This window comes from Vibrio sp. 2433-A1, from assembly GCF_056726085.1.
In genome coordinates, this window is the sequence record NZ_JBRESC010000001.1 from 445,062 (window position 1) to 463,604 (window position 18,543).

Sequence of the window (18,543 nt, forward strand, 5' to 3'; positions counted from 1 at the left end):
TGGCTTTTTTCGTTTCTGACATCCACAAATACTCCCTCATCCACATTACTCATCCAATAATCTCCAGATATAAAAAAGCCCCAACCAAAGGCCGAGGCGATAACTAACAGGGGGCGTTAGTTATTCAAAAGGATAATTCGAGTTTCGTATGGTCTCAAAACCTGGTGCTGTGACACTCTATCAGCCTGAAGATCATAGTTAGCTAAAGCGTACTCAGCGTTACCACAATCAAAATCGTCAGGTAATACACACTCTGCTTCTTCACCATAATAGTTATTCAAACAGATTAATGTCTGATTTTCAGATTTACGTTGGTAGCCAAAGATAGCACTGTGTTGTGGATAGAGATCCACATAGTTACCTGTGGTGATCACTTCAATCTCTTTACGCAGCTTAATGAGTTGCTGATAGAAGTAGAACACTGAGTCATCATCAGCGACTGCTTTGTCGGCATTAATGTCTGGGTAGTTGCTCGCAACCTCAAGCCATGGTTGGCCTTTAGAAAAGCCAGCATACGCTTCGCTGTTCCACTGCATCGGGGTACGAGAATTATCACGAGATTTCTGCGCTAAGATCGCGATCATCTCGTCATGGCTAACACCTTGCTGATTGACCATGATGTCGTACATATTGGTACTTTCAACATCACGATATTGCTCAATCGAGGTGTAGCCTGGGTTGGTCATGCCGATCTCTTCACCTTGATAGATATATGGCGTACCTTGCATCATATGGACTGACGCACCGAGCATTTTTGCTGACTCAATTCGATACTGTTGATCATTACCTAAGCGGCTCACAACGCGTGGCTGATCGTGGTTACACCAAAATAACGCCCCCCAGCCTTTGCCATTTAAGCCGGTTTGCCAGTGATTGAAAATCTGTTTTAGTTGTAGGAAATCAAATGGTGCTTTGGTCCACTTCTCACCATTTGGGTAATCCACTTTTAGGTGATGAAAGTTAAACACCATCGACAATTCTTTATTGTCTAATGATGAATACTGCTGGCAATGCTCTAGCGTAGTCGAAGACATCTCTCCCACCGTCACGCTGCCATACTTTTGAAATACCGCTTCGCTGATCTCTTGTAAGTACCCATGCACACGTGGGCCATCAGTATAGAAGCGGCGACCATCACCAATATCATCACTTGGGAAATCTTGCTGTTTAGAGATAAGGTTAATCACATCTAAGCGGAAACCATCGACACCCTTCTCTGCCCAAAAGCTGATCACTTCTTTTACTTCAGCGCGAACGGTTGGGTTTTCCCAGTTTAAATCCGCTTGCTCTTTAGCAAATAAATGCAGGAAGTATTGACCACTTTTCTCATCAAGTTCCCAAGCACTGCCGCCAAACTTTGACTGCCAGTTGTTCGGTGCTTGACCTTCAACCGGATCTTTCCAGATGTAGTAATCACGATAAGGGCTATTCTTATCCGCCAAAGCCGATTGGAACCAGTGATGCTCGGTAGAGGTATGGTTAACCACGATATCCATAATGATACGAATACCACGCTGATGTGCTTCAGACAGCAGTTGGTCGAAATCTTCCATACTGCCAAAGTCTGGGTTAATCGCATAGTAATCCGAAATGTCATAGCCATTGTCAATCATCGGTGATTGATAGACTGGGGTTAACCAAATCGCGTCAATCCCTAAGAGCTTGAGGTAGTCGAGCTTAGAGATTATGCCTTGAATGTCCCCTGTCCCTTTACTGCCGCTATCACAAAAACTCTTTGGATAGATTTGGTAGATAGACGCTGTTTTCCACCAATTTGCATCATTAACCTTCGTTGTCATGACTAAACTCACTTACCAAAAATAAAAATCGTTGAAAACGGAGCGGCAAACCGCCGCTCCAAATTAGGAAGAGTAATTAAGCGTTAGCAGGCTCTAGTTCACCTTTCATTTGCGCACGTTTGTAGAAGAACAGAGTCAATGCGACAGGGACAACAATAGCGACTAACATAGCGATAGCGAAAATGCCCCAAAATTGTGGTTGAATTGACAGAATGCCAGGTAGACCGCCAACACCGATACCATTCGCCATCACACCTGCGCTACCACAAATTGCCGCAGCAATCGCACTACCAATCATCGCGCTTAGCATTGGAAACTTGTATTTCAAGTTGATGCCATACATAGCAGGCTCTGTAACACCTAGGTAAGCAGAGATAGCCGCTGGTACCGAAATATCACGCTCGCCATGCTTTTTACTAATGAGAATGACACCGACAACTGCTGATGCTTGCGCAATGTTTGACAATGCAATCAGTGGCCAAATTGGGGTGCCGCCAAGTTCTTGCATTAGCTGCAGATCAACCGCGTTAGTGGTGTGGTGAATACCAGTAATCACCAATGGCGCATAAAGAAAACCAAACACCATTGAGCCAATCATAGCGAAATCACCTGTCATCGCTGCTTTGGCTGCAAATGCAACACCATCACCTAATACGCGACCAAAAGGACCGATTAGTGAATGGGCTAGCACAACAGAAACAATGATAGATACAAACGGTACAACCACTAAGTACAAGTACGACGGAACGATTCGCTTTAAGTTGGTTTCAATAAACGCCAGTGCGACACCAGCCAGCATCGCTGGAATGACCTGAGCTTGATAACCCACTTTTTCAATCACAAATAAGCCAAAGTCCCACACTTCTGGAACTTGCTTACCAATCAAATAAGCGTTCATCAACTGTGGCGATACCAGTGTGATACCTAAAGTAATACCAAGAATTGGCGTGCCACCAAGCTTCTTAACCGTAGACCAACACACACCGACAGGAAGGAAGAAGAAGATCGCTTCACCAATCAACCATAGGAAGCTATGTACTGTTGCCCAAAATTGGCTAATTTCAGTCAGCGACTGACCATCAAACATTTTGATGTCGCCAATCACGTTACGGAAACCAAGAATTAGACCACCTGTAATGATGGCAGGAAGCAGCGGCACAAAGATTTCAGCGAGATGGGAAATACCGCGTTCCAAGATGTTCATGTTCTGGCGAGCGGCTTGTTTGGCTTCGTCTTTTGACGCCTCGCTCTTACCAGCTAGCTCGATAAGTACCTTGTATACTTCATCAACTTCAGTACCAATCACAACTTGAAACTGACCTGCGTTAGTAAAGCAGCCTTTAACTAAAGGCAGTGCTTCTAGCGCTTTCTCATCAGCTTTGCTTGTCTCATTCAATACAAAGCGAAGGCGAGTTAGGCAGTGACTTACGCTCGCGATATTGTCACGTCCACCGACTAGTTCAATTAGACGCTCAACTTCTTGTTTCGCTATCTTACTCATATCCATGTCCACCCTAATTGGATTCTCATTCTGTTCAATTCAAACTGACTTGATATTCTTTGGTTTACATTTTTGGGAACATTCCCAATGATGGTTATTATACTGTCAGATCTAATTTTGAATTAAAATGGGAACAGTCCCATTAATTGAATAAGATCACAGTATAATTTTAAATCACTTTAGAAATAATGGCTTATAGAGCGAGCGGTTCCTGAGTAAGATGAACCTGTTCTTTTTCGCCATTTATATGAGAGATCAACAGGTTAGCCGCTTTTTCACCAGCTAAAGAATAGCCAGGGTCTATGCTGAATACTTTGGGGAAAAGAAATGAAAGTAGCTCATTTCCACCGACGCCCGTCACTATCACGTCTTCTCGGTTGAGCTCTTGCAAACGCTTGATCACGCCTAAGGCTAAGGTATCACTGGCACACACAATCGCTTCAGTCTGCTCGGTCAAGACATTATCCACCAGCAAATAAGCACTTTCGTGGTTGAGCTGTCCAGTTTGATAATGAGCCACCACCGAATGGCGCTGACACCAATTTAGGTAAGCGTTGAGACGTAACTGACCAGTCGTTTTATCACTAGGATCGACACCAATAAAGCCGATATTGTCGACATCCTTTTCTTGTAGGTATTCCAGAGCTTTGGTAATGACTAGAGCATTATCGTAGTTAATCGAAGAAACTTTATCAGTATCCATGGCGATAACAACACTACGATTTTGCCAGCTGGAGAGCTTATCAATATCAAAATCACTAAAACCAAACACAATCACACCATCGACATTACGCTTCTTGAGCACATCAAGGTGATCATTGGTCTTATCTCGGTCGAATTGGCTTTCCATGATCACCACGTCATAGCCTGCTGCATAAAGCGTGTTGAGCATACTACCGACAGCTTTGTTCTCAGATGGCGAGTCTAAGCGAGAGATAATCACCCCGACCACTTTTTGGCTGCCACCACGCATCGACTGGGCAGACTTAGAAGGCACATAACCGGATTCTTGAATCACGCGTTCGACTTTTTCTCGTGTCGCGGGCTTTACTTTGGGATCGTTCGTCAACACACGTGATACGGTCGATTTACCAACGCCAGACAATTTGGCGATATCAAGAATGGTTAGTTTTTTGCTCATAGGTGTTTAAGATACTTAGGGTGCTGATATGAAGTAATGGAGGCAAACATTCTGCCTCCGAGTCATGATTGGCTATTATTCTTCGGTTACACAGTTCTTGTAAACGACGCGCCCTAACTCTAAGCGAGCTTGATTGCCTTTTGTGAAAAGCGTCACTGGATTTAGCGTCTCAGAGGTACCGTCATCAAGAATATACTTAACACCTGAACCTGAACGCACTCGAACTAGGCGGTAGTCATTTTCAGGAAGGCGTAATAACGCTTTGGGGTCATTTGGCATATAAGCCACTTTAAAGCTCTTATCCTCTTGGCAAGCATAGCTTTTAAACTCACCTTGGTATGCGCTCTTAGGCTCCACTTCGTTGTATGAACACCCAATAAGACCCACTCCGACAAGAGCGACTAATAATGCACGATACTTCATCAAAACCTCCAGAGAAAATAAAGGTCGCACGTAGCGACCTATCTGAGCTTATTTAGTTAGGAATGCTGGAACATCTTTAATACTATCAAGCACAACGGATGCTATCGTCTCACCCTTTTCTGTCACTGGCTTACCTGTACGAACTAAAATCTTAGTCCCAACGCCAGCGGCTTCGGCTGCCATCATATCTTCAGCTTTATCGCCAACCATAACAGAGTTAGCCATATCGATTTTTAAGAAATCGCGAGCAGAGATAAACATACCTGGCTTTGGCTTACGACAATCGCAATCTTCTTTATATTTACCTTGACCATGTTCAGCATGATGCGGGCAGTAGTAAAAACCATCGAACTCAACGCCATTATCGACAAAGTTCCAGTCCATCCACTGAGTTAAGTCTAGGAAGCGATCTTCACTGAACTTGCCACGTGCTATACCTGACTGGTTGGTTACTAAGACCAGTAAGTAGCCCATATCTTTCAGTTTCTTGGTCGCTTCAAACACGCTTTCAATAAATTCAAAATCGTGCTCATCGTGTACATAGCCATGATCTACGTTAATCACGCCATCACGATCTAAAAAGACTGCTGGTTTCGCCAAAATATGCTTCTCGTTATTTGCTTTATATAAAGAAGATTATACCCAAGTCGTTGCAATATGCCATCTTATCAAGCGCGGCAAACCCTCAGTCATAGCAAGGAACAGGTTGGTTAATCTAGCGATATTCTGGTAACCAAACTTAACGCTTATTGCCGAAATCTCTATCTAATGACAAATTGATTTGGTCAATAATACGTTTAGACGTCTAGACGTAAAAATATCTATTGACAGCTTTCGCACAAAGCCATAGCATCCTCTAGTAAATGAGATATAGTTCAAAATAATCTACTGCTCCTAAGCTGAAACGAGTTTCTCGATGATTGAAATTAATCAAGTAAATAAGGTGTTCTATCAAGGTACTAAGGAAATCCATGCCTTGAAAGAGATTAACCTACAGATCCCACAGGGAAATATCTTTGGTGTTATTGGCTCGTCAGGAGCAGGGAAAAGTACACTTATTCGTTGTGTAAACATGCTAGAAGCCCCTACAACGGGTTCTATTATTGTTGATGGTGTGGATCTCACTAAGCTATCAAAATCGGAGCTGTGTGAAGCTCGCCGTAACATCGGTATGATTTTCCAGCACTTTAACTTGCTCTCTTCACGTACCGTGTTTGACAACGTCGCACTACCTTTAGAGCTAGCAGGTAAAGATAAGGGCCATATTTCAGCAAAAGTGACTGAGTTGCTAAAACTGGTGGGCTTAGCTGATAAGCATGAAAGCTACCCAGCCAACTTAAGTGGCGGCCAGAAGCAACGTGTTGCGATTGCCCGCGCTCTAGCGTCTGATCCTAAGGTGCTTCTGTGTGACGAAGCGACCAGCGCACTTGATCCGGCAACAACTCAATCGATTCTAGAGTTGCTGAAAGAGATCAATCGTAAGTTAAATATCACCATTCTGCTCATCACTCACGAAATGGATGTAGTAAAAAGCATCTGTCATGAAGTAGCAATCATTGGTGGCGGTGAATTGGTTGAGAAAGGTACCGTTGGCGAGATTTTCGCGCACCCTAAAACAGAGCTGGCACACCAATTTATTCGCTCGACACTCGATCTATCGATTCCTGAAGATTACCAGGCTCGACTACAAGAAACTCGTGTTGAAGGAAGCTACCCACTTGTTCGTTTAGAGTTTACTGGTGCGACCGTTGATGCGCCTTTAATGACTCAGATTGCTCGTAAGTTCAATATTGATGTGAGCATCCTAAGCTCGGATCTCGATTACGCTGGCGGCGTTAAGTTCGGCATGATGGTGGCTGAGCTGTTTGGTAATGAACAAGATGACAATGCAGCGATTGAGTTCCTGCGTGAGCACAATGTAAAAGTAGAGGTGCTAGGTTATGTCCTTTAATGAAATTTCACAGTGGCTGAGCCTCAACAGCAACCTATTGCTTGGTGCAACGTGGGAAACACTCTACATGGTTGCAGTCGCAGGTATCGTTGGCTTTGCGGTGGGTATTCCACTCGGTGTTATTCTTCATATTACCAAGAAAGGCGGACTACTTGAGAATACCAAACTTAATGGGATTCTTGGTGCTGTGGTCAACATAGGCCGCTCAGTACCATTCTTAGTACTGATGGTAGCAATCATTCCGGTGACTAAGCTGTTAGTGGGTACCTTTATCGGCACCACAGCAGCAATCGTACCGCTCACGATTGGCGCAATCCCATTTGTTGCGCGTCTGATTGAAGGTGCTTTGTTAGAAGTTCCGACGGGCTTGGTTGAAGCAGCGCAGTCTATGGGCGCAACACCAATGCAAATTATTTCTAAGGTACTGCTTCCTGAAGCGATGCCTACGATTGTTAACTCGGTAACGATTACCCTAGTGACGCTAGTCAGCTACTCTGCAATGGCAGGTACAGTAGGCGGCGGTGGTCTAGGCGACGTCGCGATTCGATACGGCTTCCACCGCTATGATGTCGTGATTATGGCAGTGACAGTTGTGATGTTAATCGTACTCGTGCAAATCATTCAATCTATCGGTGATGCGATTGTTCGTCGCGTTGATCACCGATAAAAATATAACAAATTCAAAGATTATTCATAAGGAGATAGTGATGAAATTCAGTATTAAAGGTCTTTTGACTATAGCAGCAGCAGCGTCTGTACTAGTTCTAGCGGGTTGTGGCGAAAAAGAAGCCGACACAAGCAAAATAAAAGTAGGTGTAATGGCGGGTGCTGAAGCACAGGTTGCTGAAGTTGCAGCAAAAGTGGCTAAAGAGAAGTATGGCCTAGATGTGGAGCTTGTTACTTTCACGGATTACGTAACGCCAAACGCAGCACTGGATGACGGTTCAATCGACATCAACGCATTCCAACATAAGCCATACCTAGATCAGCAAGTAGCTGACCGTGGTTACAAGCTAACTATCGCGGGCAATACATTTGTATACCCAATTGCTGGTTACTCTAAGCAAGTAAAATCGGTTGATGAGATCCAAGATGGCGCTCGCATCGCAGTACCAAACGATCCAACTAACCTAGGTCGCTCTCTACTATTACTTGAGCAACAAGGTCTACTTAAACTACGTGAAGGAGCTGGCCTTCTTGCAACGGTTCGTGACATCGTAGAAAACCCTAAGAACATCACGATTGTTGAACTAGACGCTGCTCAGCTTCCTCGTTCTTTAGATGACGTAGCTCTTGCTGTAATCAACACAACTTACGCTAGCTCTATCAACCTAACTCCACAAAAAGATGGCATTTTTGTTGAAGATAAAGAGTCTCCGTATGTAAACCTCATCGTTGCACGTGAAGACAACGCACAAGCTGAAAACGTAGTTAATTTCGTTAAAGCGTACCAAACTGAAGAAGTTTACTCTGCGGCATCAGACATCTTCCAAGGTGGCGTAGTTAAAGGTTGGTAATCACTTACTCGCTTACATAAACAACAAGGGCTGTCGTTAATACGTCAGTCCTTTTCTCTTACCTCACGCTCTTTTAAGCGTTCGAAATAGCGATCAATGATCGCCTCATAGCGGCCATCTTCTTTCATGTCTCGTAGTACTTCATCGAATCTATCCCGTAGCCACGCATGCTCTTTGAGTTTCGAAAAAGCGATATAGCTTGGCGTCGCCTCAATAGGCGGAGATAATATCTCCAAGATATCTTCCATTTGCTCACTGGCCATGATGCTGCGAGCACCAAAATCATTATTAACCCAGACATCAGCACGCCCAAACTGGACATTACTCAATGCTCTCGCCCATGGCAGCACTTCTATCGATATCGGAACATTTAACTCTTCAAACACCGACTCCACCAGTTCTATAGCCACACCGGATAGCTCTCCGTCATGAGTGACAATATAGGGAGGGTAGTCGAGCGTAACTAACTGTATAGGGGGCATACTCGATACATTGAACGAGAACAGGCAACCTAATACCGATAAAGTAAAACGCCTAATCATAATTTTTCAACTCTTAGACTAAGGCACTAGTAAAAAACACAGGCTTAGGCATAGCGATACTCTTACCAATGATTCATCCCCAAAAAATTTCATCCATAAGATAAGTAAAGTTCAGCGCCATCACTTGTCAATTCTGTTGCTAACTACGCTTAAAAATAAAAAAGCCAGAGCAAAGGCTCTGGCTTTTAAATATAGGCTATCTACATAGATTAAGGCGTGTAGTACGTTGCCGCACCAGGACCAACAGGTAGACCGAATACGAATACCCAAGCGTAGAACAACACACTCCAACCTACGATGAAGCAGATTGAATAAGGTAGCATGGTTGCGATTAGCGTACCGATACCTAGATTCTTCATGTAACGAGTCGCTACCGCCAGGATTAGACCGAAGTAGCTCATCATTGGAGTGATGATGTTAGTCGTTGAATCACCTATACGGTAAGCCGCCTGAATCGTTTCTGGCGCGTAGCCAACTAGCATTAGCATTGGAACGAAGATTGGCGCTGTTACAGCCCACTGAGCTGATGCTGAACCGATCATTAGGTTAATGAAGCCACACATTAGGATAAATGCGAAGAACAACATTGGGCCTGTTAGACCAATTTCCTGTAGGAAGCTTGCTCCCGCTACTGCGAATACCTGACCAAAGTTCGTCCACTTGAAGAAGGCAACAAACTGAGCTGCAAAGAATACTAGTACGATGTACATGCCCATAGAAGACATTGACTTCGCCATTGCATCAATCACGTCACGGTCAGTCTTCATTGAGCCTGTTACTTTACCGTAAACGAAACCTGGAACTGCAAAGAATACGAAGATAAACGCTACGATACTTTTCAGGAATGGTGAGCCAGCCACTGTACCTGTTGCTGAACGTAGAACACCGTCTTCAGGAACAATTGTCCAAGCTAGAAGTGCTGATACAGCAACAACCGCTAGACCTGCCAGTTTCAGACCTTTCTTCTCAACGTCTGTTAGCTTGCCCATTGAATCGTTTGATAGGTCTTCTGACGCTTCTTCATCGTTGTATTTGCCTAGTTTTGGCTCAACGATTTTTTCAGTTACGAACGCACCCGTAATTGCGATGAAGAACGTTGATACAAACATGAAGTACCAGTTTGACTCAGGACCTACTGTGTAAGACGGGTCAATCATCTGAGCTGCTGTTTCTGTGATACCAGAAAGCAGTGGGTCAACGGTACCGATAAGAAGGTTTGCAGAGTAACCACCAGAGACACCCGCAAATGCCGCCGCTAGACCTGCTAGAGGGTGACGACCTAACGAGTGGAATAGCATTGCTGCTAGTGGAATTAGAACAACGTAGCCAAGCTCTGATGCCGTGTTAGAAATGATACCTGCGAATACCACTGTCACAGTAACCATGCGCTTAGACGCACCCATTACCATGCCACGCATTGCTGCAGATAGAAGGCCAGAGTGCTCAGCGATAGCAACACCAAGCATTGCCACTAGTACAGTACCTAGCGGTGCAAAGCCAACAAAGTTCTTAACTAGGTTAGTTACGATAAGCTGTAAGCCTTCAGCATTTAATAGACTCACAACGTGGATCATGCCGTCAGCAGCACGACCTTTAGCACCTTCTGGACGAGGATCCATAACAGATACTTCGAAGTAACCAGCGATGCCTGAAGTGACTAGAATCGCAACACAGAAGATTGCAAATAGTGTGATCGGATGGGGTAATAGGTTCCCCAAATACTCAACGCCATCGAGAAAGCGAGTAAATAAAGGTTTCTTTGGCGAATTGTTTCTAATTGAAGCAGATGAACTCATCCGTTCCCTCCTTGTAGTTATTCCTGCGCAATTGTGACAAAAATGTTCCAAATGCCAGCGCAGAGTACTCGACAAAAGACTCAATTAGAAACGTAAAATGTTACAAAGTATGTAACAAACCACGCCATTTAACGTCATTTGAACAAAATTCTAGCAAATAACACCAAATTAAAAACCTAAGTTAGATTTATAATTCATATAAATGCATTCATTCTGTTTATATCCAGAATTGTAACTTACTGATTCAACGACCATAAAAATAACAAACCTTGTTTAAAGCTGCGTCTAGCGCATGATTTCATCACTCTTCACATTCAATTAATTCTTTCGCTACCAAGGAGGGAGTTTTTTGTTCAACTTTGCATATTGATCACACCTAGAAGATGCTTATTTTTGCACCGCTTTGAATCTTGGATTGGTTTTGCAAATGACATACAGTCGCCCTCTTCTCTTTACGATCTGGCAATCAGGATGACGACTCTTGGCGCTTTTTAACGATTTAACGACCTTCATTTACTCTTCTCCTTTTGAAAACTGGGCAAAACGGCGGTTAAAGTTGGCCACTCGTCCTTCTTTTTGAATCACGCGCTGTTTACCTGTGTAGTAAGGGTGTGATTTCGATGACACCTCAACAGTGAAGTATGGGTAGGTCTTACCATCTTTCCATTCAATGGTTCGATCAGTTTGTAGCGTCGAACCAATAACAAAATACTCATCGATACTGGTATCGTGAAACACCACTTGGCGATATTCAGGATGGATGTTCTGCTTCATTTCTTTCTCCTACATTCATTCGTTATGTTATAACATTGCAATTAATAATCATTATCAACAAGGAATGCAAGAGGTTTTTATGATATTTTCTTTTCAGAGTGATAGTGAAGAGAGACAAACATGTACTCCATAGAACCGATCGGTTTCGTTGAATCTCCCTATAAAGAGAAGTTTGCCGTACCTCGCCAACCAAGACTTGTCACCGCTGCGACCTCTAGGGTACGCCTGTATGGCCCTATAAATTGCCTTGAAGCTGTACGCGGGATCGAACAATTCAGTCATGTATGGCTGCTATTTCTATTTGATCAAAATCTTGAGGCGGGATGGAAACCTACGGTTAGACCTCCGCGCTTAGGTGGCAATGAACGCGTTGGTGTGTTGGCGTCTCGCTCTACATTCAGACCCAATAGTATTGGTATGTCGGCAGTTGAATTAAGAGGCGTCACACAGCAAGGCGATCAAATCTACCTTGAACTGGGCAACGTCGATCTTGTCGATCAAACTCCGATTGTGGATATTAAGCCTTATATTCCTTATTCAGATTCGGTAGCAGGCGCACTTGGCGGTTATGCCGAACTTGAGCCGGAAACTGCGCAAGTTATCTTCTCTGATCCGGCTAAAGCAGCGCTTGAGAAGCGCAATGAAGGGAGAATGGAGAGCCAGGTAATTGAGCAAGTCTTAGCCCAAGACCCTCGCCCAGCCTATAAAAAAAACAAGACCGATAACAAAGAGTATGCGGTCAACTTGTTCGACTTAAACGTAAAATTCACTGTTGAGGGCAATTTCGTCACGGTTACGTCGATCGAATGCTTTTGACAAAGCCAATTGGCTGATATTATAGACGGCTTAGAAAATTTCCCTGTATTGGGATTTCATACTCTTGTCCATTCTGGCTTGAGTAATCAACTTTAATAAACGGATAAATTTAATGCGTACCAGTAATTATCTTCTTTCTACTCTGAAGGAGACTCCAAACGACGCAGAAGTAGTAAGCCACCAGCTTATGCTACGTGCAGGTATGATCCGTAAGCTAGCTTCAGGTCTTTACACCTGGCTACCTACTGGTCTACGTGTATTGCGTAAAGTCGAAAACATCGTTCGTCAAGAGATCGACAATGCAGGTGCTGTCGAAACTTTGATGCCCGTTGTTCAGCCGTTTGAACTATGGGAAGAGACTGGTCGCAGCGAAAAGATGGGCCCTGAGCTACTTCGCTTTACTGACCGTCATACTCGTCCGTTTGTACTTAGCCCAACAGCTGAAGAGGTTATCACTAGCCTTGTGCGTAATGAAGTGAGCTCTTACAAGCAGCTACCGCTAAACCTTTACCAAATCCAAACTAAATTCCGTGACGAGCGTCGCCCACGTTTTGGCGTAATGCGTGCACGTGAATTCTGCATGATGGATGCTTACAGCTTCGACATCGATAAAGAAGGTCTAGAGAAATCTTACCAAGCGATGCACGATGCTTACTGTAAAGCCTTCGATCGTATGGGCCTTGAGTACCGTCCTGTATTGGCTGACTCTGGCGCTATCGGTGGTAGTGGCTCTCAAGAGTTCCACGTACTAGCGGAAAGTGGTGAAGACCTAATCGCATTCTCTACAGAATCTGACTACGCAGCAAACATCGAAAAAGCAGAAGCGGCAGCGCCTGCTGGTGAGCGTGCGCAGCCAACTCAAGAGATGACACTAGTTGATACGCCAAATGCGAAAACAATTGCTGAGCTTGTAGAACAGTTCGATCTACCAATCGAGAAAACAGTTAAGACGCTATTCGTTAAAGCCTCTGATGAAGTTGACGCCGATATCATCGCGCTTATCGTTCGCGGTGACCACGAACTGAACGAAGTAAAAGCAGAAAACCTTCCTCAAGTCGCCGCTCCTCTAGAGATGGCAACAGAAGAAGAGATTCGCGCACTGATCGGGGCAGGCCCTGGTTCACTAGGTCCTGTTGGTCTTGAACTGCCATTCATTGTTGACCGTACCGTAGCTGTAATGAGCGACTTTGGTGCGGGTGCTAACGTGGATGATAAACACTACTTCGGTATCAACTGGGGTCGTGACGTAGAGCTAGGCCAAATTGAAGATCTACGTAACGTAGTAGAAGGCGATCCAAGCCCATGTGGTCAAGGTACGCTGATGCTTAAGCGTGGTATCGAAGTAGGTCACATCTTCCAGCTAGGTAATGTTTACTCTCAAGCGATGAACTGTGGCGTGCTTGGTCCTGATGGTAAGAACGTAATCCTAGAAATGGGTTGTTACGGTATTGGTGTATCACGTGTTGTTGCTTCTGCAATCGAACAGAACCACGACAAATACGGCATCATCTGGCCTGACGCACTAGCGCCTTTCCAAGTCGCTATCGTGCCAATGAACATGCATAAGTCTGAAGAAGTGAAAGAAGCGGCTGAGAAGCTGTACACTGAACTGACAGCTATGGGTATCGAAGTGCTATTCGATGACCGTAAAGAGCGCCCTGGCGTTATGTTCTCTGATATGGAGCTGATCGGTATCCCTCACACTATCGTGATCGGTGATCGTTCAATGAAAGAAGGTAACTTCGAGTACAAGAACCGTCGCTCTGGTGAGAAAACAGCCGTTGCGATGGCAGACATCGTTGAGCACGTTAAAGCGCAACTTGCTTAAGTTGTTTAACGCTTAGAAATATCAAAGGCCGATGGAAACATCGGCCTTTTTTGTTTTTGCCGTCATCCTCAAGAATGAGGCACGAGAGAGTTGGGGATCTCTTAAGGTGAGGTCGAATACCCGATGAGACTCTCTACTCTAACGGCTCTGTTGGCGCTTGGCTTGCGACTTTCTTCGGCGCGTATGGCACATCAATAAGTTCGTCGGCATTGCCATCTATCAATTCACCAAAGTGGAAAATACCAAACTCGCCCGGCTTCATCCGGTGCCATGTTTCATTGTCTGTTAATGGCTGAGTGGCAATCACAGAAACAATATCATTCGGCGTTGTTTCTTCTTGGAAGTTAATCTCAACGTCTTCATCAATCAGTGACGCCTTACCAAATGGAGCACGACGCGTGATCCAATACAAATGATTGGTGCAGTAGGTTACGACATACTCACCGTCAGAAAGCAGCATATTAAATACCCCTTTCTCACGCAGTTTGTCACAACACTCAGCAACAAAACGGAACACACCGACCATGTCTTGTGGTGGCTCAGGGTAGCGGTCTTCCATCTGCTTTAATAGCCAGCAAAATGCCAATTCACTGTCCGTTTGGCCTACAGGGCGATGCCGACCCGTATGGAAATATTGATAGTCACAAAGCTGGCCATTATGTGCAAATGTCCAATAACGTCCCCACAATTCACGAGTAAATGGGTGAGTATTTTCTAGATTGACGCCACCGCGGTTAGCTTGCCTGATATGGCTTATCACCGCACGACTCTTTATCGGATAGTTTTGCACTAGCTCCGCTATTTTTGAGTCGCAACTCGGGTTGGGATCTTTAAAGGTACGAAAGCCCTTACCTTCATAGAAAGTAATCCCCCAGCCATCACGATGCGGGCCAGTGTTACCGCCTCGCTGCATCAAACCAGTAAAACTAAAACAGATATCAGTTGGAACGTTAGCGCTCATTCCGAGCAATTCACACATGGTCTAGCAAACTCCATTCTTCCTTGCGTGTCAGACTTATTTAATAACATAAGCGCCAGCAAGATTGCTAGCGCTTATATTTATAAGATAGGTGATGGAAACGGCAGTTACGCGCTCTCCATCTCCTTTTCAATCAATTGAATCACAATGTGGATGATTTTGATGTGGATTTCTTGGATACGATCAGCGTAACCAAAGTGCGGTACACGGATTTCAATATCCGCTAGGCCCGCCATTTTACCGCCATCTTTACCTGTCAACGCGATGGTTTTCATCCCTTTAGCTTGTGCAGCTTCAATCGCTTTTAGAATGTTACCTGAATTGCCTGATGTCGATAATCCAAATAGAACGTCACCTTTGCTGCCTACCGCTTCAACATAACGTGAGAAAACGAAGTCGTAACCAAAATCATTGCTCACACATGATAGGTGGCTAGGATCTGAAATCGCGATACCCGGTAGGCCAGGACGGTTTTCACGGTAACGACCTGTTAGCTCTTCAGCAAAGTGCATCGCATCACAGTGTGAACCGCCATTACCACAAGACAGAACTTTACCACCTTGCTTGAATGAATCAGCAATCATCTTCGCCGCTGCTTCAATCTGAGCAATATTATTATCATCACTCAAAAACTTATTCAGTACATCGGCAGCTTCGGTCAATTCGTTTTTAATTAGGTCCTGGTACATAGGTTTATCTCTAATTTTTGTAATAAATAGTTCTGCATCAATTACAGAAAGCATTACCTACAGAGTTTACTCAAACAATTCTCACTGTCGATAGCCCACAGTTAACAATTGCACCTTTATTGCAAATCTCTCCTCACAAAATCTGTATGACTCATCATTTTTAGACCTTTCACTCTACTTAGATCACTTTTTGAACAAATTGCCGTTTTACATTTTATTAATGTTTTGATTACACTTGACTGGTTAGACCTCTTACTACTTTAAAGACGTACAACACATACAAGGCCGCCGTAAAAGGAAAAAAATATGGACATCTTGCTCTCTATCTTAGGTTTTACCGCTGTACTAGCGGTCTGCTTATACCATCGCAGTTCGCTGCTACTCTCTATCTCGGCTCTGACCGCTACTATGGTAGCTCTGTCTATCTTTGGCAGTGCAGGCTCGCTGAGTTGGATTCTATTCATCGCAGCGGTAGTAACTTTAGCTATCCCATCGGTGCGCCAATCTCTGATCAGCAAAAAAGCACTAACTCTGTTTAAGAAAGTGCTACCTGCTATGTCTCAAACGGAAAAAGAAGCCCTTGATGCGGGTACGGTTTGGTGGGAGGCAGAGCTTTTCAAAGGTAAGCCGAACTGGAACAAGCTACATGAGATTAAAGATCCTAAGCTAAGCGCTGAAGAGCAAGCTTTCCTTGATGGACCGGTAAGCGAAGTGTGCGCTATGGTAAACGACTACCAAGTAACTCATGAACTAGCCGACTTACCACCAGAAGTATGGCAATACTTAAAAGATCATAAGTTCTTCGCCATGATCATTAAAAAGAAATATGGCGGTCTTGAGTTCTCCGCTTATGCGCAATCTTTGGTGCTACAGAAATTGACTGGTGTATCCAGCGTTCTGTCATCAACGGTAGGCGTACCAAACTCTTTAGGCCCTGGTGAGTTACTGCAACACTACGGCACTAACGACCAAAAAGATTACTACTTACCTCGCCTAGCGGAAGGTAAAGAGATCCCTTGTTTTGCCCTGACTAGCCCTGAAGCTGGCTCAGATGCTGGCTCTATCCCTGATTTCGGTGTGGTATGTAAAGGCAAATGGGAAGGTAAAGAAGTTCTAGGGATGCGTCTGACTTGGAACAAGCGCTACATCACTCTCGCCCCTGTTGCGACGGTACTAGGTTTAGCATTTAAACTGCGTGACCCAGATGGCCTACTTGGTGAACAACAAGAACTCGGCATCACCTGTGCTTTAATCCCAACTCACCTAAAAGGCGTTGAAATTGGTAACCGTCACTTCCCATTAAACGTTCCGTTCCAAAACGGTCCAACTCGCGGAAACGAGCTGTTTGTGCCATTAGATTTCATCATTGGTGGCCCGAAAATGGCAGGCCAAGGTTGGAGAATGCTAGTAGAGTGTTTATCGGTTGGTCGTGGGATTACCCTACCTTCAAACTCAACCGGCGGTATTAAAACTGCCGCACTTGCGACGGGTGCGTATGCACGTATTCGCCGTCAGTTCAAACAGCCGATTGGTCATATGGAAGGTGTCGAAGAGCCGTTGGCACGTTTAGGTGGTAATGCTTATGTTATGGATGCAGCAAGCTCATTGACGGTTGCAGGTATCGACCTAGGTGAAAAGCCATCGGTGATCTCTGCCATTGTTAAATACCACTGTACTCACCGTATGCAACATAGCGTGATTGATGCAATGGATATTGTCGGTGGTAAAGGCATCTGTATGGGCCCATCAAACTTCTTAGCACGTGGCTACCAAGGTGCTCCCATCGCTGTCACTGTAGAAGGCGCGAATATTCTTACTCGTTCAATGATCATCTATGGTCAAGGTGCTATCCGTTGCCATCCCTACGTTCTAGCAGAAATGAATGCCGCCTATTCAGATTCATCAGACGCTCTGGATAAGTTTGACAGCGCTCTAGCGGGTCACGTTAGCTTTACCATGAGTAACTTCGTGCGCAGCTTGTGGTTAGGCCTCACCGATGGTCGCTTCTCTAATGCACCTGTTAAAGACCAAACAACCCGTTACTACCAACAGCTTAACCGCTACAGTGCCAATATTGCCTTCTTGTCAGATATCTCAATGGCGGTATTAGGAGGTTCACTGAAACGTAAAGAGCGCCTATCCGCACGATTGGGTGATATTTTGAGCCAGTTGTACTTAAGCTCGGCAACACTGAAACGTTATGAAAGTGAAGGCCGTATTGCCGATGATCTACCGTTGGTTCACTGGGGTCTACAAGATAGCTTGAAACAGACAGAGCATGCGATTGATGAATTCTTAGCTAACTTCCCGAATAAGTGGCTAGGTAAAGCACTTAGAGTGATGATTCTCCCGTTTGGCCGCATTCGTAAAGCACCAAGTGACAAGTTGGATAGCCAAGTCGCGCAAATTCTACAAACGCCAAGTGCGACACGTTCTCGTATTGGCCGCAATCAATACTTTGAAGCAAGCGAATTTAATCCAGTTGGTAAGATTGAGAAAGCACTACATATCATTCTAGAGGCAGAGCCTGTGTTTGATAAAGTATGTAAAGCAACCAATAAGCGCCGTCCGTTCTTACGCTTAGATCTCGTGGCTGATATCGGTCTAGAACAAGGCATTATTGATAGCAGCGAAGCTAACTTGTTACGTGAAGCTGAGCAGCATCGTCTGTACGTCATCAATGTTGATGATTTTGACCCAAAGGACTTAGCGGCAAAGCCCCAGCCAACGCTGACGCCGATGGATGAAGTCGCTTAACCAGAAAAGATCTCGATAAAACAAAGGGCT

General features: G+C 44.6%; 17 protein-coding genes. 6 read left to right on the plus strand and 11 right to left on the minus strand.

From position 1 onward, the window contains the following. Window positions 1-116: 116 nt before the first annotated feature. The 5 genes from treC to gmhB form a co-directional block, all read right to left on the minus strand. Entirely contained in the window at window positions 117-1,799 is a 1,683-nt protein-coding gene (gene treC / locus ACU01J_RS02105) for an alpha,alpha-phosphotrehalase (RefSeq protein WP_481084198.1), read from the minus strand. Between the two features lie 76 nt (window positions 1,800-1,875). After that, window positions 1,876-3,300, minus strand: coding sequence for a PTS trehalose transporter subunit IIBC (gene treB, locus ACU01J_RS02110; RefSeq protein WP_481084199.1), 1,425 nt, complete (start codon window positions 3,298-3,300; stop codon window positions 1,876-1,878). A gap of 193 nt (window positions 3,301-3,493) precedes the next feature. Beyond that, window positions 3,494-4,441 carry a trehalose operon repressor TreR gene (treR, locus tag ACU01J_RS02115; RefSeq protein ID WP_481084200.1) on the minus strand — a complete coding sequence of 316 codons (948 nt, stop codon included), beginning with the start codon at window positions 4,439-4,441 and terminating at the stop codon, window positions 3,494-3,496. Window positions 4,442-4,516: 75 nt separating this feature from the next. Continuing rightward, window positions 4,517-4,864, minus strand: a complete 348-nt coding sequence (locus ACU01J_RS02120) for an MliC family protein (RefSeq protein ID WP_481084201.1) — start codon at window positions 4,862-4,864, stop codon at window positions 4,517-4,519. A 48-nt stretch (window positions 4,865-4,912) separates the two neighbouring features. After that, window positions 4,913-5,464, minus strand: a complete 552-nt coding sequence (gene gmhB, locus ACU01J_RS02125; RefSeq protein ID WP_481084202.1) for a D-glycero-beta-D-manno-heptose 1,7-bisphosphate 7-phosphatase — start codon at window positions 5,462-5,464, stop codon at window positions 4,913-4,915. Between the two features lie 316 nt (window positions 5,465-5,780). Here gmhB and metN point away from each other — a divergent pair, with 316 nt between their 5' ends. From metN to ACU01J_RS02140, 3 genes are read left to right on the plus strand one after another with little or no spacing between them, the layout of a single operon-like run. Then, complete coding sequence (gene metN, locus ACU01J_RS02130) at window positions 5,781-6,815, plus strand: methionine ABC transporter ATP-binding protein MetN (protein WP_481084203.1); 1,035 nt, start codon at window positions 5,781-5,783, stop codon at window positions 6,813-6,815. Then, window positions 6,805-7,482 (plus strand): methionine ABC transporter permease, encoded by a 678-nt coding sequence (locus tag ACU01J_RS02135; protein WP_053440030.1) that lies wholly within the window; start codon window positions 6,805-6,807, stop codon window positions 7,480-7,482. The genes metN and ACU01J_RS02135 overlap by 11 nt, the downstream gene beginning before the upstream one ends. Before the next feature lie 40 nt (window positions 7,483-7,522). After that, window positions 7,523-8,332, plus strand: coding sequence for a MetQ/NlpA family lipoprotein (locus ACU01J_RS02140; RefSeq protein ID WP_481084204.1), 810 nt, complete (start codon window positions 7,523-7,525; stop codon window positions 8,330-8,332). A 44-nt stretch (window positions 8,333-8,376) separates the two neighbouring features. Here the strand turns inward: ACU01J_RS02140 and ACU01J_RS02145 are convergent, their stop codons facing one another. The 4 genes from ACU01J_RS02145 to ACU01J_RS02160 all read right to left on the minus strand — a co-directional run bounded on the left by ACU01J_RS02145 (window position 8,377) and on the right by ACU01J_RS02160 (window position 11,444). Continuing rightward, complete coding sequence (locus tag ACU01J_RS02145; RefSeq protein WP_481084205.1) at window positions 8,377-8,874, minus strand: substrate-binding periplasmic protein; 498 nt, start codon at window positions 8,872-8,874, stop codon at window positions 8,377-8,379. Window positions 8,875-9,083: 209 nt separating this feature from the next. After that, window positions 9,084-10,670 carry an AbgT family transporter gene (locus ACU01J_RS02150; RefSeq protein ID WP_481084206.1) on the minus strand — a complete coding sequence of 529 codons (1,587 nt, stop codon included), beginning with the start codon at window positions 10,668-10,670 and terminating at the stop codon, window positions 9,084-9,086. A 387-nt stretch (window positions 10,671-11,057) separates the two neighbouring features. Then, window positions 11,058-11,183 carry a type B 50S ribosomal protein L36 gene (gene ykgO, locus ACU01J_RS02155; RefSeq protein ID WP_005380299.1) on the minus strand — a complete coding sequence of 42 codons (126 nt, stop codon included), beginning with the start codon at window positions 11,181-11,183 and terminating at the stop codon, window positions 11,058-11,060. Continuing rightward, window positions 11,184-11,444 (minus strand): type B 50S ribosomal protein L31, encoded by a 261-nt coding sequence (locus ACU01J_RS02160; RefSeq protein ID WP_394127604.1) that lies wholly within the window; start codon window positions 11,442-11,444, stop codon window positions 11,184-11,186. A 120-nt stretch (window positions 11,445-11,564) separates the two neighbouring features. Between ACU01J_RS02160 and tsaA the strand changes: the two genes are divergently transcribed. Together tsaA and ACU01J_RS02170 are read left to right on the plus strand one after the other, a co-directional pair. Continuing rightward, entirely contained in the window at window positions 11,565-12,260 is a 696-nt protein-coding gene (gene tsaA, locus ACU01J_RS02165) for a tRNA (N6-threonylcarbamoyladenosine(37)-N6)-methyltransferase TrmO (protein ID WP_481084207.1), read from the plus strand. Window positions 12,261-12,372: 112 nt separating this feature from the next. Continuing rightward, window positions 12,373-14,088: a proline--tRNA ligase gene (locus ACU01J_RS02170; RefSeq protein WP_481084208.1), complete on the plus strand. Its 1,716-nt coding sequence runs from the start codon at window positions 12,373-12,375 to the stop codon at window positions 14,086-14,088. 133 nt (window positions 14,089-14,221) lie between these two features. Here the strand turns inward: ACU01J_RS02170 and ACU01J_RS02175 are convergent, their stop codons facing one another. Together ACU01J_RS02175 and lpcA are read right to left on the minus strand one after the other, a co-directional pair. Next, window positions 14,222-15,067 carry a class II glutamine amidotransferase gene (locus ACU01J_RS02175; RefSeq protein WP_481084209.1) on the minus strand — a complete coding sequence of 282 codons (846 nt, stop codon included), beginning with the start codon at window positions 15,065-15,067 and terminating at the stop codon, window positions 14,222-14,224. Window positions 15,068-15,174: 107 nt separating this feature from the next. Then, window positions 15,175-15,756 carry a D-sedoheptulose 7-phosphate isomerase gene (lpcA, locus tag ACU01J_RS02180; RefSeq protein WP_481084210.1) on the minus strand — a complete coding sequence of 194 codons (582 nt, stop codon included), beginning with the start codon at window positions 15,754-15,756 and terminating at the stop codon, window positions 15,175-15,177. Between the two features lie 306 nt (window positions 15,757-16,062). Between lpcA and fadE the strand changes: the two genes are divergently transcribed. Beyond that, entirely contained in the window at window positions 16,063-18,513 is a 2,451-nt protein-coding gene (fadE, locus tag ACU01J_RS02185; RefSeq protein WP_481084211.1) for an acyl-CoA dehydrogenase FadE, read from the plus strand. Window positions 18,514-18,543: the final 30 nt, after the last annotated feature.